Raw genomic sequence first — 23,645 nt, 5'->3', positions numbered from 1 at the left:
GGGACGACCAAACCGCTTTTCCTGAAACGGGGCGAGCCCTTGCGGACGCTGAAAATCACCCCGTTCCTGACTGAAACTGTCCCGGCTTATTGCCCGACCTTGGAGTTCCACTCGGACAGCCACTTGTCGCGGTTATCCAGCGTCACGTCGGAAGGGATGAGCTGCAGGCTTTTTGCGGTTTCGTCGCCATAGGTGATGTTGTTCGCCACCTCGTCGGAAACCTTGACTTCCCTGTTGGTCGGGCTGTCCACCAGCTTTTCGGCCAGCGCCTTCTGAACGTCGGTCGAGAGCCAGAAATCCATGAACTGCAGTGCCAGATCTTCGTTCTTCGTGCCCTTCGGCACCACGAGCACATTCATGCCGCCGGTCTGGCCTTCCTTGGGCGTTGCCCAGGCGAGCGGCAGGTCAAGCTTGGTGAAAGGCGCCCAGGAGAAGCGGCCGATCGGGGCGGCCCAGATTTCTTCCTGCTGCATCAACTGCACCAGCTGCGAGGACTTGACGTAGAAAGTGACGATATCATCCTTCTTTTCGCCCACGGCCTCGATGGCGCCGGAAAGATCCGGCGTATCCTTGCCGATAGCCTTGCCGAGCATGTAAAGTGCCGGCGGGCCCTGATTGGTGGTGACGTTCGGGAAGGCGACGTGGTCGACGATACCGTCCTTGAGGAGATCGGCCCAGCTATCGACCTTCATCTTGTCGGTGCGGTAAACGATTGAGGTGGCGTAGAAATTGACGCCGACGCTCATGCCGTCGCCATTCGGGTCCTTGGCGATGTCATAGAGCTTGCCGATATTCGGCACCTTGGAAGCGTCGATCTTCTGGATCAGGTCCTTGCGGGTGGCGGAAAGCGCATCCGCCATGGAAACGATGGCGAGATCGACCACCGGATTGGCCTTGTTGGCCTCCATCTTGGCCAGACGCTCGACACTGTTGCCGGTTTCGACAACCAGCTTGCAGCCGCATTGCTTTTCGAACGGCGTATAGACCAGTTCCTTGAATTCGTCCTGCGCGAAGGCATAGACCGAGATCGTCAGCGTCTTGTCCTGCGCCTGCGCGGCACCCATCGTCAGCATCAGGGCGGCGCCCGATGCAAGAATGATTTTTTTCATGGTGTGAGTTCTCCTGCTGTCGTGTTTTTGGCTTCAATCGCATCATGCTTTTTTCTGCCGGTGGAGCCGCGCATGATCAGCGCCATCGGTATGTTCGATATTTCGGCCTTCACCTCGGCGGCGATGCCGTTTTCTAAACCGGCTTCGCCATCGATTGCGCGCAGCAGCGCCTCGACCGCCAGATCGGCGATGCGGCCCATATCCATGCGCATCGTCGTCAGCGGCGGCGTCACGACGGCCGAAAAAATCAGATCGTCGAAGCCCGTTACACTGGCCTCTTCCGGCACCTCGATACCCTCGCGCTGCAATTCGGTAAGCGCGCGCAGCGCATGCAGGTCCGATACGCAGGCGAAGGCGGTAAAACCATCCGCAACCCGGTCGGCGAGGCCAAGACGGCAACCCGCGCCATCAGCCTTTTCAATGGCATCTATCCATAGCGTCTGCGTGGTGCAGGCCTTGCCGAGCCCATCGCGAATGCCGCCAAGGCGGTCGTTCTGCACGTTGGAATCGCGGTTCTTGCCCACCAGCACCACCCTGTCGTGGCCAAGCCCCGCCAGATATTCGCCGACCTGCCTGCCACCATCCCAATGGTCGGCGGCAACCGTGTTTCCGGGTGTCGATGGACTGTCGATTACCGCCACCGGACAGTCGACATCGGCGATGCGCGTGCCCCGGCGGGGAACGACCACCATGCCATCCACCCCGCGCTCGATCAGCCGGTTGATCGCGTCCGTCTGCATGGCGATCTCACCGCGCGAGTCGGCGATCAGCACACCGTAACCGGCATTGACGGCCGCCTTTTCGATGGCCTGTGCGATCTGCGGGAAAAGAGGATTGGCAATATCGGGCAGAACCAGCCCCAGAACGCCACTTTTGCCGGTGCGAAGCGCCCTGCCCGCCGAACTCGGCACATAACCAAGCTCGGTTGCGGTCTTGCGGATGCGCTCCACCAGCTCCGGCGAAACCCGACCCTTGCCCGACAGCGCATTGGACACGGTTGCAACCGACACGCCGAGTGCCGCTGCTATCGCGCTCAGATTGGTGGCAGGCCGTGAAGACGCCATAATGGTCCGAAAGGGCTGATTAAACGTTTAATCACGATAGTCGAGCAAAACCGCCCTGTCGAGTCCGGACCGGGGCAAAACCGGGCGAAAACCGAGGCATAAAGTCTAAATGCCCGAAAAAAGTGCTATTATTTTTTTAGAGTTGTGGATTGCTGGCGGCACGATAGGCCTCTACCTGCCGCACCAGCCAGTCGCGAAACAGCACGACCGGAACGTGGTTGGCGCGCGAAAGCGGCGCCACGGCATAATAGGAGCTGGGGCTTTTGGCCTGATGATCGAAGGCTTTCACCAGCTGCCGCGATTTCAGCTCATTATCGATCAGGAAAAGCGGCATCAGCGCCACGCCCAGTCCGGCGATGCAGGCCTGCGCCACGCTGGAAAACTGCTCGAAGCGCATGCCCTGCGGCAGGGCAAGCGACAGGCCGAGGCTTTCGAACCAGTGGCTCCATGCGCCCGGCCGCGAAGCCATGTGCAGAAGCGGAAGCGCTGCAATATGTTCACCCTTTTCGATGGGATGCGCCTTCAGAAACTCGGGACTGCACACCGGGGCGACCATTTCATGCATCAGAAAGGTGCTTTCCGCCCCCGGCCAGTCCGCCTGACCGATATGGATCGCCATATCCAGCTGCTCGCGCTCGAAGTCGAATTGCCCGATGCGGGTGGCGAAATTGATGGTGATTTCCGGATGGCTGGAAACGAAATCGGGAATGCGCGGCAGAAGCCAGCGGGTGCCGAATGTCGGCAGCATGGCAAGGTTCAGCGTATTGCCATGCGTTTTGGTCATGATCTGGAGGGACGCGGAGCGTATCTCGCCAAGGGCTGCGGCAATCGATTTCGCGTAGGCGCGGCCCTCGGTCGTCAGCACCACCCCGCGTGCGCCGCGCTCGAACAGGCGCACGCCAAGCTGTTCTTCCAGTGACATAACCTGCCGGCTGATCGCCCCCTGCGTTAATGCAAGCTCGTCCGCTGCGGCGGAAAAGCTGCCGAGCCGGGCAACGGAATCGAAGGCGGCGAGCGCACTGGTGGAGGGCAGAAGTTTGCGGCTGAGAGACGTCATGAGCCATTACTATATGTAATGCAAAAATGAGTAAACATGGCTTGTGCCGGCTGGCTCGAATACCAATAATCCGGCCAGCAAATCCGGAGGCATCACGTGAGCGAACACGCAGCATTCAATTGGCAGGACCCTTTTCTGCTCGAAGACCAACTGACCGACGACGAGCGGATGATCCGCGACGCCGCCGCCGCCTTCGGCAAATCGGAACTTCTGCCGCGTGTCTCCGAGGCCTATCTTTCCGAGACCACCGAGCCTGAACTGTTCCGCCTGATGGGCCGCACCGGCCTGCTCGGCGTCACCCTGCCGGAAGAATATGGCGCAGCCAATGCAAGTTACGTGGCCTATGGTCTCGTCGCCCGCGAAGTGGAACGGATCGACAGCGGCTACCGCTCGATGATGAGCGTGCAGTCCTCGCTCGTCATCCACCCGATCTTCGCCTATGGCTCGGACGAGCAGAAGAAGAAATATCTGCCCGGCCTCGTCTCCGGTGAACTGATCGGCTGTTTCGGCCTGACCGAGCCGGATGCCGGTTCCGACCCCGGCGGCATGAAGACCCGCGCTGAAAAGATCGCGGGCGGATATCGCCTGCGCGGCTCGAAGATGTGGATTTCCAACGCGCCAATCGCCGACGTCTTCGTCGTCTGGGCGAAATCGGAAGCCCATGACAACCAGATCCGCGGTTTCGTGCTGGAAAAGGGCATGAAGGGACTTTCGGCCCCCAAGATCGGCGGCAAGCTGTCGCTGCGCGCCTCGATTACGGGCGAGATCGTTCTGGACGGCGTGGAAGTGGGCGAAGACGCGCTGCTGCCCAATGTCTCCGGCCTGAAAGGCCCGTTCGGCTGCCTCAACCGCGCCCGTTACGGCATTTCCTGGGGGGTCATGGGTGCGGCGGAAGATTGCTGGTTCCGCGCCCGGCAATATGGTCTCGACCGCAAGCAGTTCGGCAAGCCGCTGGCCGGCATGCAGCTTTACCAAAAGAAGCTCGCCGACATGCAGACCGAGATCGCTCTCGGTCTCCAGGCATCGCTACGCGTCGGCCGGCTGATGGACGAGCATAAAATGGCGCCGGAAATGATCTCCATCATCAAGCGCAACAATTGCGGCAAGGCGCTGGACATCGCCCGCCAGGCCCGTGACATGCACGGCGGCAACGGCATCCAGATCGAATATCACGTCATGCGCCACGCCCAGAACCTCGAAACGGTCAACACCTATGAGGGCACGCACGACGTCCACGCGCTGATCCTCGGCCGGGCGCAGACGGGCATTCAGGCGTTTTTCTGAGGCTTTCTCGGCGTCGCGGAGTTAGGTTTTACAGTGGCCTGAAACCTCTCCTTCGTCATGCTCGGGCCTGTCCCGAGCATCTGCAACCGATTGATCTAACGCTACGTGGTTGGATCCTCGGGACAAGCCCGAGGATGACGGCGCGTGTGGAGGATTCTGCATCAAAAAAGGCCTTCGAAGATCACTTCGAAGGCCTTTTTGCTTTTCAACTCAGGTGACGGCTCAGAACGTGCCGCGAACACCGATGCCGAACATGCGCGGTTCGGTCATGCTGGCCTCAATGCCGCCAATGCCGCGGTTTTCCTTCATGAGCGTCGGTGCGCGCTCGTCGAAGACGTTCTTGACGTAGGCGTAGAACTCAAGCTCCTCCTGGAACTTGTAGCTCGCCCGCACATCCGCAATCGTATAGGGGTCGATCGCATAAACGGCCTTGTTATCCGTGTCGGAATAATAACCGTCGAGATGACGGACCTGGCCCGAGACGGTGAACTTGTCCGTCACATCCCAGCTTGCGCCGATGGTGAAGCTGTAACCCGGCGATTTGGCGAATTCCTTGCCGACATAGGCAGCGTTGCTGGAAATCTCGTCGATTTTCGTCTTCAGCAGACCGGCACTGGCCTTCAGTGTCAGATTGTCGAGAACCTGATAATCCACGCCGATTTCCAGACCATAGGCATGGGCTTCCTCGGCATTGACGGTGTAGGATTCGCTGATGCCCGTGGAAACAACGACCGGAACGTTAAACTGGGCATTGTTCATGTCCATGTAGAACAGGTTGCCATTCAACGTCAGCGTATCGTCCAGCAGGTTGGCACGCGTGAACAGCTCGTAGTTCCAGATGGTTTCCTTGTCGAAGGTCCGCCATTTGCTGGTCGTCAGGTCGAATGCGACACCGCCGGGATTGTAACCGCGGCTGATCAGGCCGCCGACTGTCCAGTCGTCATTGATGGCGTAGGCGAGCGAGGCCTTTGGCAGGATTTCCGAGAAGGTTTCGTCATAATTGACCGAGCTTCTGGAGGTCGCGCTCAATGTGCGATAACCGCTGCGCTGAATCTGGTCCTGCTGGTAGCGCAGGCCGCCCGTCAGGGTCCATTGGTCGGTCAGGCGATAGCTCAACTCGCTGAAAAGACCGAGATTGTCCTTGGTATCGTCAAATCTGGACGTCCCGCGCAGATAAAGGACTTCGTCAGCCTGTGAGTGGGCGTAATAAATACCCGCAACGCCGCTCAGCACATCTTCCTGATCGCCGAAGGTCACGCGCGTTTCGTGGGAGGTGTTCTTGAGATCGACATCCGCATCGCCGTTATTGGCAATGCCAACCCGGCGCTTGGCGATGGAAGAGGAAAACTGCGTCTGGTTGAACAGTTTCACGCCGTTTTCGAAATCATAATTGACGTCCAGAATCCCTGTATTGGTATACTGGCTGAAGCTCGGCATCGTCGTGGTAATGTGGTTGAGATCCTCGAAGGGGCGCGACGCCGCCTCCTGGCTTGGCCGGTTCGAGGCGTTGTAGGAATAGGTCAGCTTGGTCGAAAGGCCGGGAATTTCAGCCGGTTCCCACAGAAGCTTGAAGCGCCCATTGAACTCCTTGAAGTTCTGGTCCGTGCCGTCATGGGCAAAAGCCGAGCTGATGTAATCGATGAAGGTGTCGCGGCCGGAGTAGTCGATGGCCATACGAGCCGCCAGCTCATCTTCGATCAGAGGACCGGAAAGTGCGAATGAACCCCGCTTCTGGTGATAGTTGCCGATTTCAGCCTGATAGGATGCCTCCGGCGTAAAGGTCGGGTCCTTTGTATTGACGAGGATCGCACCGGCAATGGCGTTGGCGCCCTGCGAGGTGGTCTGCGGGCCGCGGAAGACCTCGATGCTGTCGACATCCCAGATGGAGGAGGCGCCATAGATGAATTCATTGTAGCCGAGATAGTGGCCGTCGACATTGATCGTAGCGCGCGGCACCGTGCCGGTGAAGAAGGCGATAGAGCCCGTGTTCGGTCCCTGCGTATCCTGTCCGCGAATGATGGGGGCGCTGACATTGTCAGTATAGACGATGTTCGGAATATCCTTGATCGCTTCCGATACGGTCGGGTCGCCGGTCTTTTCCTTTTTGATTTTTTCACTGGAAATGACCGAGACGGATGACGCCGTGTTCTTCATGTCGCGCGCGACTTTTTCACCGGTCACCACAATCGGCTTGAGAACGGTCGTTCCCGAGGCCTCAGCCTGCTGATCCTGACCGAAAACCGGCGTCACAAACAAAGCCGCCAGCGTCAACACGCTGACCCCGCTCATCAAACGGCCGCTAGAACGAAACCCCATCACACACCCCTAAATAAACATGAGTATTAAAGTCATATTCAAGTAACGGAAGCGTTATACGTTTCGCAATAGAGAATGCGTTCTGTATTGCGGACACACAGGGTTCCGCAACGGCATGTGCCATATTTACAACAAAGTTTATCGAGTTTCCTTTGTCGCCTCCTTCCGCACCGCAAGGGGAAGACGTTGAAACGGCTCAGAAATCGATTCCGATTTCCGCTCCGATGCGCTAGGCATGGTCACGCGACAAGGGGGAACGGGCTTGAACGCCATGGATGACGAGCTGGGCAATCTGCCGGAAAACGAGGGAGAGAAGCGCTCTGCACTCATTCAGTCGGTGTCGATTGCTGCGCGTTTTCTCGATCTTCTGGCAAAATCGGACAGGGCGCTTGCACTCGGCGAACTCGCCAAACGCGCCGGCACCGGCCGCTCCACCGCCCATCGTTACCTGCAAAGCCTCGTGCGGGAAGGACTGGTGGCACAGGACCCTGCAACCGGCAGCTACGACCTCGGCCCAACCGCACTCGCGATAGGCATCAGTGCGCTCAGGCGAATCAATCCGGTCGAGACCGCCGGTCGCCAGATGAAAACGCTTGCCTCGCAGATCGGCGCCAGTTGCGGCGTGGCGATCTGGACCGATCGCGGCCCGACCGTGGTGCAGTGGCACAGGAGCGCCAGCTTCTCCATCAGCACCGTAGCGCTAGGGGATGTTCTGCCGCTAGATAACAGCGCCTGCGGGCTGGTTTTCCAGGCTTATCTGCCGGCTGACAGGATAGCGGCGGTGCGCAAGTTGCAGCCGGCCGCCTTTCGCGGCTCCCGCCCGGACGCCAAAGTCCTGCACACCATTCGCGAAACGGGCGGCGCGGAACTCAACGAACACCTGTTTTCCGCCCTGACCGGCAAGGCCGGCCCGGTTTTCGACGCGCAGGGCGAAATCTGTTGCGTCGTCACCACCGTGTCTTTCCTCGCGACCGCCGAGACCGAGGGGCATTTTCCGCAGCTTCTCAAAGCGGCCAGAAAGGCAACGGCAGAATCCGGCGGATCGTAAACCTACCCGGCCAGATGTTCCGCGAAGGTGCGGCCGGAATAGGCCGTGCGGAAAAGCCCGGCATCACCAAGCCTCGGAAGCAGCCGCTCCAGCACCAGCCGCATCGACGCAACGGAACCGCCTGGCACCGCGACAAAGCCGTCGATAGCACCGGCCTTTGCCCATTCGCGGATATTTTCGAAAGCATCATCAACCGTGCCGATGATCTGCCAGTGGCCAGATCCCATCACCTCCGGACGCCGCAACAACTCCGCAACGCTCAGCGTCTCCCGTTCGATCAGCCGCAGCAGCAGGCTGGCATGGGTGCGGCTTCTGGGTGTCTCGGGCGGTAGCTGCAAATCCGATGCGGTGACGATCCGCGTGAGCGGCCAGTCGGAGAGATCAAGGCCCGTCAAATTATGAATGGAGGCAAAGATGCGGGCGCGATTGGCCCGTGCATGGGTCTCGGCAAAGAGTTCCTGCGCCTCGTTTTTCGTGTCTGCGAGATAGAGGCTGAGACCCGGCATCAGCTTCACCACATCCGGTGAGCGACCATGCCGCTCCGCTCTTTGTTGCAAATCCGCCCGCAACTCGATTGCCGCCTGCATATCCGGCGTCGAGGCAAAGACCGCGTCCGCAACGGAAGCCGCAAAATCGCGCCCCTCGGGAGAAGCACCCGCCTGCACCAGCGGAATGCGGCTGGCATGGGCCGGCAGGTTGAGCGGGCCTTTGACGCTGAAGTGCCTGCCCGCATGGGCGACCGGCTGCACCAGCGATGAATCGGCAAAACGCCCGCTCTCCTTGTCCAGCTTCAGCGCCTCGTTCGGAAAGCTTGCCCAGAGCTGCTGCACCACCTGCGTGAACTCGGCGGCCCGCTCATAACGCTCCTGCGGCGACGGCATTTCCGTCAGGCCGAAATTTTCGTGACCGTCCAGCGCCGTGACTATGTTCCAGCCCGCCCGGCCGTTGCTCAGCCAGTTAAGCGATTGCAGCTGGCGAGCAACCACATAGGGCGGCAGAAATGTCGTCGAAACGGTGGATAACAGGCCGACATGGCTGGTCTCCCGTGCGATGGCCGCCAGAAGCATGGTCGGGTCCATGCTCGCAAATCCACCGCCGGTCTCCAGCCCCTCGGTGCGCAGAAAAAGCGTATCGGGCCGGAACACGAAGTCCACATGCGCAGCCTCGGCACGCTTTGCAAGGTCTACAAAATAATCGCTGGAGAAAACCCCGTCTATATCGCTGTCTTGACGCCGCCATGCCTCGCCGCTGAGCCAGGTTGGCGCCAGCGACATGCCGATGTGGAGCTTGCGCGCGACTGACATGAAACACCTCAACTGAAAAAATCCTTCCGAAATCCCCGATGTGAATCGGCAAATTTCGATTTGTGGAGAATTTTACTATAGTTTAGTGTCGCTTCAAGACCACCCTGTCGCACTTGCCGGTATGGAACGCGATTTCCGCAAGTTCGATGTGTGAATTCAAAAGCTTAGATAAGCCGTGCGTCGTCTCGACGCACGGCCCTATGAATAACAGGAGTTGTAATCCGGTGCTTGATGCCACGGACCTTCATGCGAGTTACGGACACGTCCCCGTATTGCAGGGCCTGTCTGCCCGCTTTCAAAACGGCCGCGTCACAGCGCTGGTCGGACCCAACGGTTGTGGCAAGTCCACGCTGTTGAAGACCATCATGGGGTTCGTGCCTTTGTCATCCGGCAGGATAAGCCTTGATGACCGCCTGATCGGCGAGATCGGACGCCGCGAACTCGCCCGCCGCATCGCCTATCTGCCGCAGGAATGCCATTGCCCTGACTATATGACGCTTGGCGAATTGATCGAGCTTGCGGGTTATGCGCGTTACGGGCTTGGCGGCGGCCCATCCGAGCGCGACCGGGCGCTTTTCGCCGAGGCGCTGAAGACCGTCGGGCTGGAAGACAAGGCGAGAGCGCAGGTCAACACGCTCTCCGGCGGCCAGCGCCAGCGCGCCTTCATCGCCATGGTGCTGGCGCAGGACACGGAGGTGATCCTGATGGATGAGCCAGTCAACCACCTCGACATGAAATATCAATATGCCGTACTCGGCCTCGTGCGCGAGCTGACGGACAGGCACGGCAAGACGGTCATCGTCGTGTTGCACGATCTCAATCTCGCCTCCACCTTCGCCGATGACGTCATCATGCTGAAGGCCGGGCGGGTTCTCGCCTCCGGGCCGGTGGCGAATACGGTCACATCAGCCAATGTTGCTGATGTCTTCGATCTCGAGGCCGACATATTCTCCCGGCAGGGGCGGCTCATCTGCGTACCCCGCCTCGAGCGGCAGGAACAGGCCATTCCGGCATGACGTCGAAAATAACGCTGATCTTCGCTGCGGCCCTGCTGCTGGTCATTATTCTCGTCATCAACCTCGTGCTGATGGCTGCCGACATGCCACTTGCCGAAATCGCGACAACGCTCCTGCGTGGGGAGGCCGAAACCTATGAACAGTCGGTCCTCCTCTATCAGCAGATCCCGCGTTCCCTAATTGCGATCTATGTCGGCGCCACCACGGCCGTCAGCGGCTGCGTGCTGCAGGGACTTGCCCGCAATCCTCTCGCCTCGCCCTCCACCCTGGGCTTGAATGCCGGTGCGACACTGTTTGTGGTTGCCGGCGCGCTGGTGTTCGATCTCTCTCCGGAGGTGCAGGGGCTTGCGGCGTTGGCAGGCGCAGGTTTCGGCTTTGGCGCCTGCTTTCTCGTCGCCCGGCTGGCCGGGCGGGCAAACGATCCGCGCGGCCTGTCGCTCATCCTTTCCGGTGCGCTTGTCTCCATGCTGCTGATCGGCATCACCAACGCCCTCCTTCTGTCAAACCCCACACGCCGCGCCGAATTCCTGAGCTGGGTTGGCGGCAACATCAACCATGTCTATGCCGGACGCCTCAGCGATTTCTGGTGGATTGGCGCCATTGCGCTGGTAATGCTCTGGTCAGTCGCCCGTCCGCTGACGCTCGTTCTGCTGGGTGCGGAAAAAGCCGCCTCCGCCGGCGTCAACGTCACACGCGTTTCCCGCATCGCACTGTTCGCCACCATGCTGGCCTCCGGGTCAGCCGTGGCGATCTGTGGCCCGATCGGCTTCGTCGGTCTCATCGTTCCGCATATGGTCCGGCCGTTGGTCGGGGTGGACTTCAGGCTCGCTTTGCCGGCTTCCGCCCTTGTCGGTGCAAGTCTCTGCATATTGGCCGACCTTGGCGCGCAGACCCTGTTCAGGCCCTATGTGGTCAATACCGGGCTGTTCATGGACCTGCTCGGCGGCCTCGTCTTCATCGTCATCGTCAAGCGCTTTTATCTTTCGCCTTCGGCAAGGGGGCTGTCATGAAAAGGCAATTCGCCACCGACGGTAAAGCGGTCCTGCGGCTGCCGAGCGGTCTGCAGATCGGCATCGGCAACCTGAAGGCCAGCCTTGCACTGATCCTGCTGGCACTGGCGCTGGCCGCCATCTCCGTTAGCCTCGGAAATACACAGACCGGTCTCATTGACCTCCTACGCGGCCTTGCCGGCGGGTACTTGAGCGACGATCAGGCCTATGCGCTGTGGACGGTGCGGCTGCCGCGCATCCTGCTTGGTTTCATGGCCGGCTGGAGCGTTGCGCTGGCAGGCGCCATGCTGCAATCGGTTGCCCGCAATCCGCTCGCCGATCCCGGCCTGTTTGGTCTGAGCCAGGGATCGATGACCACCATCATGCTGCTTCTGGTGCTGGTGCCGGCGGCACCCAAGACCATGGTGGCGCTTGCGGCCGTCGGCGGCGGTCTTGCGGTGGCCTTCCTCTTGATCGCGCTTGTCGGGCGCGAACGTTCCAGCGGGCTCGCTATCCTGCTGATGGGCATCGCGATCGAATCCGCCCTCTCCTCCGTCTCCTCAGTGCTTCTGCTCTACACGCCGACGGAAACTTCGCTTTCGCTTGCCGACTGGATGGCAGGTTCGCTGTTTCAGGCGAGCTGGCCGATCATCCTCGTTTTCGCGCCCCTCTTCGCGGCCAGCCTTGCCGGCATTTTTCTCATCGGCCGGGCGCTTGCGGTTTTCGATCTCGGTAACGAGATGGCCATGGCGCTCGGCGAAACCGTCAAACGCTCGCGCCCGCTCGTCATCGTCTTCGCGGTTATCCTCAGTTCCGCTTCCGTCACCGCAGTCGGCCCCTTGACCTTTCTCGGCGTCATTGCCCCGCATCTCGCCACCTTCGTTTCACCCGCCGTCGGCCGCGCCAGGCTTTTCCTGTCGGGGCTGACCGGCGGCATTCTGGTCGTGACTGCCGATACGCTCTCGCGTGGACTGGTGGCCGATACGCCGATGCCGATCGGCCTTGCGCTGACGCTGATCGGCGTTCCGCTTTTCATCCTCACGCTGCGCCTGCAGGCGCTGCGCCGAACCAACAGCCACTGAATATATTGAACAAAGGGAATGCCATGCGATTTGCCATCCTCGTTGCAGCACTTCTGACCGCCGGAAGCAGCCTTGCGGCTGAGCGAACCGTCACCGATGCCGCCGGCCGCACAGTCTCCGTTCCGGAACAGCCGCAGCGCATCGTCGTCATGCACGAGCCTCTTTTGGGCGTGCCCTTGATGGATCTCGGCGCCAACGTCGTCGGCGCCTATGGCCGCAACAGCGACGGCAAATTCGCCACCGCCGTCGATTTCATCGACACCGTTCTCGGTGAAGGCCGTACGAAACCGAAAGGTTTTGGCGCAGTCGGCCAGATCGATCTCGAAAAGCTGAGGGCGCTGCAACCCGATCTGATTGTCGCAACGGAAATGGATAGCGGCAAGGCCGAGCAACTTTCCACCGTCGCGCCCGTCTATCTGCAAAAGGTAAGCACCGGCCACACCTATGGCTTCAGCGTGGAGGAAGATCTTTCGCGTCTGGTGGGCAGAGGCGACGCTTTTGCGGAGCGGCGGAAGACCTATGACGCGAAACTTGCCTCCGTCAAAAAAGCACTCGGCGACAACGCAAAAGGCCAGACCTATCTCGCAATTCTGCTGACCGACCAGATCAACGCGGTCGGCGACATGTCCGGCGCGGTGCAGGCGCTGGAGGATCTGGGTTACACGCGCCTGAAGATCGACAACGCCGCATCGTCGGGCGGGCTGGGTTCGACCCTGACAATGCCGCTCAGTGCCGAGGCTTTCGGCAAGCTCAACCCGGATCTGCTGGTCGTGATGAACAGCTATAACAGCCCCGCCCGTGGTGAAGCCGGAACGCGCGCCGCACTTGAAAAGATCATTCCCGGCTGGGAGCGCTTCGTCAAACCGGCACGCGAGGGCAGGATTGTTTTCCTCGATTCCACCCGGGTGACGACGCCATCGATCCCCAGCGCCCTGCACACGCTGGACGCGGTGGAGAGCTGGGCAGGCCGCCGCTAACCTCCCCTGCCGCACGCACAATTCCGGCGCAAACCATGCGCCGGATATAAACTTGAGTTTTTGGAGAAACTTATATTGCGAGCGCCGGAACCGCCTGTTATGGTTCGCGCATCTTGACGCAACGACGTCGGATCTCCCGCCGGAAACTCCGGTGCGCGATTGTCCGGCATGCCGATCCGGGACAGCGAAACTGTCGACCCCCCATCGGCGATATCCCAGGGAACTTAGCAACATGAGCACTGCACAAAGCATTGAAACCGGCGTTCCGGATCGTACCCCCAAACGCCATCGCTACGCCGTCAAGCTGCGCTGCCTTGACGTGGCCCGCGTGGAAAAACTCAGCCGCTCCATGGTGCGCATCGTATTGACCGGGCCTGAACTGGAGGGCTTTGAGAGCCTTGGTTTTGACGACCACGTCAAGATGTTCTTCCCGCTTCCCGGTGAAACCGAGCCCAACCTGCCGGTGATCGGCCCGAACGGCCTTGAATTTCCCGAAGGTGCACCCCGCCCGCTGGCGCGCGATTACACGCCGCGCAGCTTCGATGCCGAAAAGGGTGAACTCACCATCGATTTCGCCACGCATCATGACGGTCCCGCCAGCAACTGGGCGAAATCCGCCAAGGTGGGTGACAAGGCGTGGATCGCAGGTCCGCGCGGCTCGTTCACCGTTCCCTTTACCTTCGACTGGCATCTGCTTGTCGCCGACGATACCGGCCTTCCCGCGCTGGCGCGGCGACTGGAAGAAATGCCTGAGGGCACCCGCGTCGTGGCCCTGATCGAGGTCGGGACGGAAGCTGACCGCCTGGAACTCGCCACGGAAGCCGACGCTTCGATCATCTGGGTAACGCCGAAGGCCGCAGGCGGCGCCGACGCCCTGACGGATGCGCTGCGCGCACTCGACCTGCCGAAGGGCGATTTCTTCAGCTGGGTCGCCTGCGAATCAAAAACCGCGAAAGACCTGCGCACCCTTCTCGTCGGCGAATTCGGTGCAAATCCCAAATGGACCCGCGCTTCCGGCTACTGGCGGCGCGGCGCAAGCGGCGTTCACGATCATTTCGATGAGTGAGCCGGTAGTCGCGGCGGGGGCGAGGCTGGAGGCGAAAATGATGACGACGGAACTCAAGGCTCATCTCGCCAAGGTTCTCGACGATGAGGTGGGGGATATCGGGCCGAATGCCAACCTGTTCGGCTGCGGGCTTCATTCGCTTGCCCTCATGCGCCTGATCCCGCCGCTTTCGCAACTCGCCGGCACGCGTCTTGACTATGATGATCTCGCCCGCCAGCCGACGCTTGCCGCCTGGCAGGCGCTGATCGAACGGTCGCGCGCGGAACATTGATCCCAACAAAAGACGGGACTTGCCGCAGCGGGCGCGACGCCCCCGGACATGTCCCCAAGCACTTCCAAGGAGAGGACCATGGCAGCAGACAATTCGCGCATGCCTGCGCGTCGCATCGAAGAAACCTTCGATGGTGCGGACGCGTTCCCGCGGGACGGATCGCAGCCAAGCCAATATGAGGAGCGGGTCTGGTTTGCGCAATTTCAGGACCCCGATCAGGTCTTCCGGCACCTTCTCACCTACCGCATCGGCGGCGAGAGCGACCTTCTGCGCCTGACATCGGCGCTAGAGACGGTTTGCGAGGCCTGGCCGCAGCTTCGCGTGCGGTTTTCCTTCGGAGAAGACGGCACCCTTGCCAAGAGCGTCGAAGCGCCATCGGCCTCTCTCGTGCAGCTGTTTCAGGCGCCTTCGACAGACGAGGCGATAGCCCTGCTGCACGACCTTCAGGCAAGCCCCTACGACGCGGAAATCGATCCGCCGTTTCAGGCGATCGTGCTTTTGAGCGAAGGAGAGGTGCTGCTGGCGCTTCTGGTGCATGGCCTGCTTGGCGAAACCCTGTCGCCGCAGATTCTTCTGGAAGCTATTGCCGCCGCCTATGCCGGCGAGGCACCAAAGCCGCTTTTACCGCGCATCGCCGAAACCGGCATCGTCAATCCACTTCCGCTGCCCTGGTTGAAGGGGTCGCCCTCCGGCACGCATGTGATCTCTTTACGGGACGGCGGGGCGAAACCAGCGAGCCATAGCCACGGCGTCGATCTTCCGGCCGCCCTGTTTGACCTCGACGGCTCAGCCACGACCGAAGCGCTTCTGGCACGCGCAGGCGCCCGTTTCGCACATTTTATCGCAATCAAGGGCAACCTTGATACGGTTACCCTGCGCCTGTCGTTGCAATCGGGCGGCGAGACCGGCTTGCCGCTTCTTGCGGATGTGGTCGCCCGCGTGTCGATCCCGCGTGGCCAGTCGCTGCCGGAGGCCGAAAAGGCCGTGCTGGCGGGCCTGCGACGGCAAATCGGAAACAGCAGCAAACACAACGACGAAGCGGCCACCTTCACCTTGCAAGCGCTGGCAACGTCAGCTGAAACCTCATCCGTCGAGCGGCTCCGGTTCGAGCGCCTGCCGCTCCCCTCGCTCCAGTCCGGCCTCGGCCTGACGCTTGCCGCCGGCAGCACGGTTGACGGCCATATCCGTCTGGAGCTGACAGGTGGCAAGGAGACCTCCCCGCATGCGACGGCGTTCCTGCTGGAACGCTTCGTCACCCATCTCGAAGGCGGTGCGGATTTTTCCGATATCACGCATTCGATCCCGTCCGCAGGACTGGCGACGACAGCATCCCTGCCCGCCACCTCTTACTCGAGCGACGACGAGACTGCCGCAACGATCCTTGCCGAATTCCGCGAGGCGCTTGTATCTCCCGACATGGGGCCGGATGACGATTTCTTCGATTTTGGCGGCCATTCACTGATCGCCACCCGCATCATCGGACGCCTCTTAAGCAATCACGGCATCGAGGTCCGTTTCAACGACCTGTTCAGCTATCCCACCGCCGCAGCGCTTGCAAAACAGGCGACCCGCCTCGAAACCGCAGCACCCGCACAGGCGGAGGCGACAGAAACCGGCTCGCTTACCGCGCCACTGTCGCTGGCGCAAATGTCGCTCTGGAAAGCCTATGCCGCCTTCGGTTTCGGCGAGATTTTCAACATTCCTTTCGCGCTCGATTTCCTTAATCCCGTCGATGAGAACGCCTTCGAATGCGCATTCCTCGATATTATCGAGCGTCATCCCGGTCTGCGAACCCATTTTTACGTCGAGGATGGGACAGTTCTGCAGAAGATCGTGCCGATGCACGACCTGCCCGGCTACAAATGGTTCTGGACCAGCGAAGAAAGCGAAGGTGTGGATCGGCACGCGGAGGCTTCCTGGCTGTTCGATCTTGCCCGCGAATTGCCGATGCGGCTGCGTTTCCTGCGCAATCCGCAAACCGGCGGCCAGGTGCTCTCTTTCCTCTTCCACCATATCGTGCTGGACGAATGGTCGGTGAACCTGATGATGGACGAGTTGACCGAGGCCTACAGGGCAAGGGCGGTGGGCAAGGCCCCCGTCTTTGCGAGCAAGCCCGCACCCTTCCATGAATTCGCCAGAAAACAGGTGGCATCGGGCGTCAACGGCGGCCACCTTGCCTACTGGACCGATATGCTGCGGGATGCACCGAAGGGCCTGGTCCTCAACGGACAAAACAGCACGCCGACAGATGCTTCGCATGACGAGGCGCCGGCGGGCGGCTGGATCGAATTCAAGCTGGAAAAACACGTCAGCGATGGACTTTACGCCATCGCCAAGCAGAACAGCGCTTCCCTGTTCAACGTCGTTTATGCCGCCATCGCCGCGTCGCTGCGGCATCTCGGCGGGCTGAACGATCTGGTGGTCGGCACGTCGGCGTCCGGCCGCACCGACAGCGGTTACTTCGATACGATCGGTTATTTCACCACGGTCGTTGCCCATCGTGTGCGTTTCCGCGCGGAGATGACGGTCGGCGAACTGATCTCCTCGGTGAAGAACACGGTCAACGGCTCCCTGGAACACAGCGAAATCCCGATCGATCTCGTCGAAGAGGCGCTCGGCATGACACCGGGCCGCGACCATCTGTTCGAGGTATTCATTCAGATCCACGCCAAGAACAAACTGAACGGCACTCTTACAGGGCCAGACGGCAAACCCGTGGAGTTCCGCCAGATCGATCCCGACAAGCACGAATCCATGCTGGGGCTGCAATTCGAGGTGATGGAAGAAACGATCGGCGGCGAACGCTCCATCCGCGTATTGATGAGCTACCGCTCCGACCGTTACGGCCCTGACGATGTCGACCGGCTGCGCAGCACCACCAGCAGCGTCTTCAGCCGTTTCGCCGAGGCGGGCGCTTCGAGCCGGATGCTGACGACGCTGGCCTGAGTGCGGGCAAGTGAACATAGAAAAACCCGGCTCGCGTGGCGGCGCCGGGTTTGTTTTGTTGGCAATTCCTTTGCGTAGATCTGTTTGACGAAGCCGCAGCATTTGCGCCCCGTCACCCCGGACTAGATCCGGGGTCCAGTGCGATCAAGTCATTGATCGCGAAAGACTCTTCTCGCCGCGCAGACACGCGGCGGCTGGATACCGGGTCAAGCCCGGTATGACGGGGAGAGATTTCCGTCCCCTTTTGTGCAGGGCACACGGCTTCTTAAACCGCCAGACGGAACGTCGCGGAAACCTCTTCTGCCGCAAGGGCCAGTGCCTCGCCACGCAGCATGGCATCGAGAAACAGCGGCAGCTCCTCGCGATAGCGCGCGAAATCGTCCGCTTCCGTCAGCGCCGAGTCCGCGTCGATATGCAGGTTCAGGTCGCTGCCGTCATCCTCGCCACGGAAGGTCAGGTTGAACCCGTCGCCCGGACCATTGGCGAGAATGTGCCTGATAACGGCAAGCCCGGCAAAGACCGGTGCGCTGAAGGGCAGGACATTAATGAGCGGTGAGAAGAAGAACCGACTGCCCTTGGATATGTCGCGGTCGGCGGCGATCTGTTCGATGCGGTAGCGGCCATGCAGGCGCTGCCTGCGCAGATTGGCGGCATTGCGCGCAAGGAAGCCGCCAAGGGTCTCCTGCGGTTCTATCGTCAGATGGAAAGGCAGAATATTGACGAGCATGGCGGGCATATGCGCGCCGACGCTGCCCCAGCGGCTCATGAAGGGCAGCCACAAAGTCAGCACATCGCGATTCGGGCGCGGCAGGACGCGGTGAAGATAAAGGCCTGAAAGCAGCACCAGCAGGTCCGGCCAGCCGATCTCCAGTGCGCCGGATATCTGTTGCAGCCTTGTGCTGAAACCTTCCGGCAATCCCGCATCGGCATGTAGGCCACCGCCGCCGTAATCCTCGCAATCCTTGTCCAGCACCGGCAAATCCACCGGCGGCGCGAGATAGGCCGTCCAGAAATCGCGATCCTTTTCGAAACGGCGGCTTTGCCGGTAGGCGTCCTCTTCGGCAAGAAAACTGGGGAAAGGATGGAAATCCGGACCCGCTTCGCCCTTGCCGCAATAGTGCCCGTAAAGTTGCCCGCAGCGCTGCTCCACCAGCGTCAGGCCATAACCGTCGACGACGATATGATGGGCGCGGATGTACCAGAGGTAACGATCATCAGTGATGCGATAAAGCACCTGTGCGGAGAGCCTGTCGGTTCGAAGATCAAGCCTTGCCTCGACATCCGCGTTCATGCGCCGCAACGCTTCTTCGAAGGGGGTGGAATGGGCGCGTAGATCCACAAGCTCCACCACCGGAGCGTGGAGCGGATCGCAGCATTGCTGCGGCGTCTCGCCATCCTCACCAAGGCGAAAACGGATCGACAGCACTTCCGATTCGCGCACGGTGCGTTTGATCGCCTCAAGCAGGGCGCCTTCGTTCACGGCACCGGAAAGCTCAATATAATGGGCGACGGTGGAGACCGGCTCGTCGGGATGGAAGGAAAATTCCTCCCAGAAATCGAGTTGCGGCTGGGTCAGGGGAAGCCAGCCGCCGGCAGGATCGATATGCGCCATCTGTTTTTCCTTGGATTATTCCTGTGATTTCTGGCCGTGAGGCCTCATGCCGCCGAGGCGGGTAAAAGCGAACTGACCTGTTTGGCGTTGCGGCACCGCAAAAGCTGTTGCGGCGAAAGCTCGACGCCGAAGGCGCTGCGGATTTCGGCCGAGACGGCCTTCAGATGCGAAGGCAAGAGGCCAAGCGCCAGTAAATCGCTACTGGTGTCGACATTCGCCGGGTTTTTGCCCAGCACGCCAAGATAGATATCCAGCACCCGGCGATCACCCTGATCGGCGACTTGGATTGTCGCAGCCGCAGGTGCCTTCGCCGGTTCCGCTGCCGTCAGCAATTCGCGGGCGCGGCGGCGATCCGGCTTGCCATTGGCCGATAGCGGCAGATCGGTGACATTGAGAAAGCGGCCGGGCACATGCGATTCCGGCAGATGCCTGCGGGCGAAATTGCGCAGATCGGCGGCGGAAAGCTCAAGGCCGGGCATCGGAACATAAAGCACGCCGATGGCGGCTTCCCCCTTTTGCTCGGCGCCGTAGTCCACCACCAGGACCCGCTGGATGGAGGGGTGGCGGATAAGTTCGTTTTCCACATCCGGCAGCGAGACCCGCACTCCGCGCACCTTGACGTAACCGTTCACCCGGCTTGCGAACATGATCTTGCCATCCGGCCGGTAGCGGCCCCGGTCTCCGGTGCGGAAAGCCCGCAATGCATTTCCGTCCGTATCGCTGACCGTCACGAAATCCGTCTGGGTAATGGCACCATCCTCCAGATAACCGATTGCCACATTCACACCCACTGTGTGGATGCGGCCGACGACACCCGCCGGGCAATGGCCGCCCTGATCGTTGAGGATGAAATAGCGATTGCCGGGCAAGGGATGCCCATAGGGTATCGCCGTGGTATCGGCTGGCACGATCTCGTGCCAGATGCTCCATATGGTCGTTTCCGTCGGCCCGCCCAGCGATATCAGTCGAAGTTCAGGTTTCAGCCGGCACATCTCCTCGATGACGGAAGGCTTGATGTAGTCACCGCCCTGCGCGACGAGCCGGAGCGAATCGAGCTGATCGCCACGGCGGCAGGACAGGAGCATTTCAAGGATGGCCGGCACCGAGCACCACAGCGTCACGCCATGTTCGGCCACCAGTTCGTTCCAGCGAACCGCATCCTTTTCCTCGCCGGGTTCCGGCAGCACCAGCGTCGCACCGGCGGCAAGTGCGCCGAATACATCGAAGACCGACATATCGTGATGCAAAGGCGTAACGGAGATGAAGACGTCGTTTTCCGTCACCGCCCATTCCGAAAGCGTGCTGCCGATGACATTGGCCGTGGCCCTGTTAGAGAGCACGACGCATTTCGGTTTGCCTGTCGTGCCGGAGGTGTAGAGGTAATAAGCGGGCGCTTCGCTTGCCGAATGTGCCGCCAGTTCCGCCGCGTCAACGGGCACACCGGACGTGGCTGGCGTTGCCAGAAGCTCCTCGGGATCGATAGCGTCGAAGCCTTGCGGAACGCTACGGGCAACGATGATGGCCGGGCGGCAATTGGTCAGCAGGTAGCGCAGGCGGTCTTCCGGCGAGCCCGCATCGATCGGCACCCAGATGGCGCCTGTCAGGGCGGCGGCCAGCGTGACGGCCGTGTGCTCGGGACTACGCGGCAGGCACACCGCCACGACATCGCCGCGGCCAACGCCCCGGGCCTTCAGGCCCGCCATCGCCCTGGCCACCATCTGACCGAGTTCGCCATAGGAGATTCGCCGTTTGCCATTGATGAGCGCCGTGCGCGATCGGTCGCCTTCGAAAAGATGAGAGGCGATCCGTTCCAGGAATGGTGGGCAGACGAAGTTCCGCTCGTCGCCGTTTAGCCGGTAGTGGGACAGGTCGACGATCTCACGGGAATTCATCGAGAACGTCCCGCTGGCGGTGATCGCGGCAATCGCACGCTCTATGGCACCGAAAATATCCGCCACCATTGCGGCATCGATCGCCTGCTCCGCATAATCGATATCGAGGACGAGATCGCCAGCCGGATTTTGCGAAAAACGGAAATCCAGCGCCACCTGCGGTGTCTGGGTCAACCCGTCCGTCCAACGCAGCGCTGAGTTTTGCGAAAGCGTGGGCCAGGATAAGCCGTTGGTGATGACGACAGGCAAAGCGAGTCCACCGGGATTGGCGTTGAGAAGGATGCGATTGAGATCGATTCCCGAAAAAGCCAGATGGTTGAGGCCCTCCAGCACATCCGTTTGCAACGCTGCGGCCCGCTCCGCAAAATCGCCCTTGGCCGCATCCCATTTGACCGCGATGAAGCTCGAGCGATTGGCAAAGGCGCCTTCCACCTGCGGGGCGACGGGAATGCCGACGACGAGAGCGCCTTCGTTCAGCCAAAGCGACAGTACATCGAGGATCACCGCCGTCAGCGCCGAATTCTTGAACAGCCGCTCTCTCGCGCCGATCCGTGAAAAGGCGGTAAAGCGTTGTTTTTCTACGGTCAGGCTCTGGCGGCTGTAACGCGAAACGGCAATGGTTTCGAGCGGGGCTTTCCAGGGGAGTTGCGAGGGCACTTCGGCGCCCTCAAGCTTTTCAGCCCAATAGGCCGCATCCTCGGCACGGGCCGCCGCGATATCTTGCTGCGCGGCGGTGGTTGCGACGGTTGATGCGGGCGGCACGACATCATCGAAGAGTTCCGCCGCAAGGCTGGCTATTCCCCGCCCGTCGAGAATGAGGGCGTCGAAACGCAGGAAAACCGCCACGCTATCCCCCGCCGCAACCTCCGGCAGACGAAACACCGTGACCTGCCAGGGAGAGGCGGCAAGATCGAAATGGGCATGCGAGAAATCCCGCCGCACTGTGTCCATCCGCGCTTCGGCTTCGGCAGAGGACAGGTTCGAAAGATCAACAATATCAAGGTTGATTTCCGGTTCTGCGGAGACAACCTGCACCAGACGCCGCTCATCGATGCGGGTGCGCAGGCTTTCATGCCGCCCGACCATTGCGGTGAGGCGCGAGCGAAGCAATGCCGGATCGATATTGCCGCGATACTCGCGGAACTCCTGCATCGCCACGCCGCTCAGCGGCAGGTGGGTGCCGCGACCGAGCAGATAGGCCTTTTGCAAGGCTGAGAGTGGCCGCTCCATGGGTTTTCCTTTTGTCTGCGCGGTCGCTTCCGGCGCTTGCAAGCCGAATCGCTCCACGGTTTCGGAAACGAGATCGGGGCTGGCGGCCAGACGGCGAAGAAGGGCGGCATAGGTGTCGAACAGGGCTCGCAGCCAGCTTTCCGGCAGCGCATCAAGGCGCACATCCCAGTTGATCAAAAGCCCGCCATCGAGCGCTGCCACCTGCGCATCCAGCGCAACTCCCGGCCCTTGCGAGACGGTGTGGATCATCGGGCCGAACACCCGCCCGATACGCTCTGAAAACAGTTCGCCGCCCGGAAGATCGACCCCGGCGGTAAAGATCACCGGTGAGGTCTGCAAGCCGCCGCGCAGGCGGGAAAGATCACGCATGACGCTGACACCGGGATAGGACTGGTGCGCCAATAGCCCGTTCATATCCCCGAACAGCCGCGCAAGCAGCCTTTCGAGGCTTTCCGCAGGCCGGATATCGACGCCGAGAACCAGCACATTGGAGAATTCGCCGACGATACCGTCGACCCCTTCCACCAAAGGCGCCCGCCAGAAGCCCGGCACCGAAAGCCGAAATTTTTCCGTAGCCGTCGCCTGCGAGAGCGACAGGGCAAAAACACCGAGCAGGAGGGTGGACGTGGTCACGCAGCAGCGCCGCGCCAGCTGTTCCAGACTGCTGCGTTCAGCCGGTGAAAGCGTCGCGGCAAGGCGATCGGTATGAACGGCGCGTGACGCGTCATCGGGAAAGAACGGCAATGGCGGGGCGTCTGGAATATCGGCGATCTGTTGCCGCCGCCACAGCCGGTCGCGTTCGCGCTGGGCCCTAAGTTCCGGATCGGAGAGAAGACGTTCTGCCCAGCTGAAAAAAGACGGCGTCGACTCAGCCGAAAGCTCGCCTTCATCTGCACCGCCTTCATAAAACCGGGCGAGGTCCTCCATCACGATTCGCACGCTGGCCGGATCGATCGCCAGCATATCGGTATCCACATGCAGCCGGGCGCGGCCCTCGGGCAGCAGGCTGAGCGAAACCGCAGCCGGCGGGGCGACGCGCAGATCGGCCCGGCGATGGCTCCACTCCTCACGTTTGGCGGTAAGACGATGCGCAAGCGCCTCCGCATTGAGCGCCGTCATATCCTCCACATCGAGGCGGAGCGGCCGGCCGACAGGGTCCACCGTCTGGTGCCCTTCCGCATCGATCCTGAGGCTGAGCATGGGGTGACGCCGGCACAGTTTCTCGACCGCGACAGCCAGTCTTTCCGCCTCCAGCCCTTGGCCCTCGAACTCGAGATAAAGATGCGGCGTAACTTTTCCGAGTATCCCGTCCGCCTCTCGGCCAACCCAGTAGGCAACCTGCATGGGGGTTAAATTTAGCATGTGAATTTGCACCGATTGAC

16 protein-coding genes are annotated in these 23,645 nt (G+C 61.0%); 9 read left to right on the top strand and 7 right to left on the bottom strand.

Annotated elements, in window-relative coordinates; translation table 11 throughout:
- Window positions 1-86 precede the first annotated feature (86 nt).
- The 3 genes from OK142_RS21855 to OK142_RS21845 form a co-directional block, all read right to left on the bottom strand.
- On the bottom strand, window positions 87-1,109 hold the full coding sequence (locus tag OK142_RS21855; protein ID WP_498685148.1) for an ABC transporter substrate-binding protein: 1,023 nt from the start codon (window positions 1,107-1,109) through the stop codon (window positions 87-89).
- Window positions 1,106-2,173: a LacI family DNA-binding transcriptional regulator gene (locus OK142_RS21850; protein ID WP_498685147.1), complete on the bottom strand. Its 1,068-nt coding sequence runs from the start codon at window positions 2,171-2,173 to the stop codon at window positions 1,106-1,108. Before OK142_RS21850 ends, OK142_RS21855 begins: the two co-directional genes overlap by 4 nt.
- 136 nt (window positions 2,174-2,309) lie before the next feature.
- Complete coding sequence (locus OK142_RS21845; RefSeq protein ID WP_498685146.1) at window positions 2,310-3,230, bottom strand: LysR family transcriptional regulator; 921 nt, start codon at window positions 3,228-3,230, stop codon at window positions 2,310-2,312.
- 96 nt (window positions 3,231-3,326) lie between these two features.
- Between OK142_RS21845 and OK142_RS21840 the strand changes: the two genes are divergently transcribed.
- Window positions 3,327-4,514, top strand: a complete 1,188-nt coding sequence (locus OK142_RS21840; protein WP_498685144.1) for an acyl-CoA dehydrogenase — start codon at window positions 3,327-3,329, stop codon at window positions 4,512-4,514.
- A gap of 222 nt (window positions 4,515-4,736) precedes the next feature.
- Here the strand turns inward: OK142_RS21840 and OK142_RS21835 are convergent, their stop codons facing one another.
- Window positions 4,737-6,830 carry a TonB-dependent receptor gene (locus tag OK142_RS21835; protein ID WP_498685142.1) on the bottom strand — a complete coding sequence of 698 codons (2,094 nt, stop codon included), beginning with the start codon at window positions 6,828-6,830 and terminating at the stop codon, window positions 4,737-4,739.
- A gap of 271 nt (window positions 6,831-7,101) precedes the next feature.
- On the opposite strand from OK142_RS21835, the gene OK142_RS21830 reads away from it, so the two are divergent.
- Window positions 7,102-7,878: an IclR family transcriptional regulator gene (locus tag OK142_RS21830; RefSeq protein ID WP_498685169.1), complete on the top strand. Its 777-nt coding sequence runs from the start codon at window positions 7,102-7,104 to the stop codon at window positions 7,876-7,878.
- A gap of 2 nt (window positions 7,879-7,880) precedes the next feature.
- Here the strand turns inward: OK142_RS21830 and OK142_RS21825 are convergent, their stop codons facing one another.
- Window positions 7,881-9,182, bottom strand: coding sequence for an NtaA/DmoA family FMN-dependent monooxygenase (locus OK142_RS21825; RefSeq protein ID WP_498685141.1), 1,302 nt, complete (start codon window positions 9,180-9,182; stop codon window positions 7,881-7,883).
- A 200-nt stretch (window positions 9,183-9,382) separates the two neighbouring features.
- Between OK142_RS21825 and OK142_RS21820 the strand changes: the two genes are divergently transcribed.
- The 7 genes from OK142_RS21820 (at window position 9,383) to OK142_RS21790 (ending at window position 17,529) form a co-directional block, all read left to right on the top strand.
- A complete protein-coding gene (locus OK142_RS21820; RefSeq protein WP_137039597.1) occupies window positions 9,383-10,198 on the top strand; it encodes an ABC transporter ATP-binding protein in 816 nt (271 codons plus the stop codon).
- Complete coding sequence (locus OK142_RS21815) at window positions 10,195-11,208, top strand: FecCD family ABC transporter permease (RefSeq protein ID WP_498685140.1); 1,014 nt, start codon at window positions 10,195-10,197, stop codon at window positions 11,206-11,208. Before OK142_RS21820 ends, OK142_RS21815 begins: the two co-directional genes overlap by 4 nt.
- The gene (locus OK142_RS21810) at window positions 11,205-12,269 is read left to right on the top strand and encodes a FecCD family ABC transporter permease (RefSeq protein ID WP_498685139.1); all 1,065 of its coding nucleotides are present in this window, start codon (window positions 11,205-11,207) and stop codon (window positions 12,267-12,269) included. Before OK142_RS21815 ends, OK142_RS21810 begins: the two co-directional genes overlap by 4 nt.
- A gap of 23 nt (window positions 12,270-12,292) precedes the next feature.
- Window positions 12,293-13,246, top strand: a complete 954-nt coding sequence (locus tag OK142_RS21805; protein WP_498685138.1) for an ABC transporter substrate-binding protein — start codon at window positions 12,293-12,295, stop codon at window positions 13,244-13,246.
- 232 nt (window positions 13,247-13,478) lie between these two features.
- Window positions 13,479-14,312, top strand: a complete 834-nt coding sequence (locus OK142_RS21800) for a siderophore-interacting protein (RefSeq protein ID WP_498685137.1) — start codon at window positions 13,479-13,481, stop codon at window positions 14,310-14,312.
- On the top strand, window positions 14,305-14,583 hold the full coding sequence (locus OK142_RS21795) for a phosphopantetheine-binding protein (RefSeq protein ID WP_498685136.1): 279 nt from the start codon (window positions 14,305-14,307) through the stop codon (window positions 14,581-14,583). The genes OK142_RS21800 and OK142_RS21795 overlap by 8 nt, the downstream gene beginning before the upstream one ends.
- A gap of 78 nt (window positions 14,584-14,661) precedes the next feature.
- Window positions 14,662-17,529 carry a condensation domain-containing protein gene (locus OK142_RS21790; RefSeq protein ID WP_498685135.1) on the top strand — a complete coding sequence of 956 codons (2,868 nt, stop codon included), beginning with the start codon at window positions 14,662-14,664 and terminating at the stop codon, window positions 17,527-17,529.
- Between the two features lie 265 nt (window positions 17,530-17,794).
- Here OK142_RS21790 and OK142_RS21785 read toward each other — a convergent pair whose 3' ends face one another.
- Both OK142_RS21785 and OK142_RS21780 read right to left on the bottom strand, forming a co-directional pair.
- Entirely contained in the window at window positions 17,795-19,141 is a 1,347-nt protein-coding gene (locus OK142_RS21785) for a condensation domain-containing protein (RefSeq protein WP_498685133.1), read from the bottom strand.
- A 44-nt stretch (window positions 19,142-19,185) separates the two neighbouring features.
- On the bottom strand, window positions 19,186-23,625 hold the full coding sequence (locus OK142_RS21780) for an amino acid adenylation domain-containing protein (protein WP_498685132.1): 4,440 nt from the start codon (window positions 23,623-23,625) through the stop codon (window positions 19,186-19,188).
- Window positions 23,626-23,645 lie beyond the last annotated feature (20 nt).

Origin of the sequence: Agrobacterium sp. BT-220-3 (assembly GCF_025910175.1) — a bacterium.
In the GTDB taxonomy this organism is placed as follows: domain Bacteria; phylum Pseudomonadota; class Alphaproteobacteria; order Rhizobiales; family Rhizobiaceae; genus Agrobacterium; species Agrobacterium oryzihabitans.
Note: the sequence above shows the minus strand (reverse complement) of the source record. Positions and strands in the feature narration are given on the sequence as shown.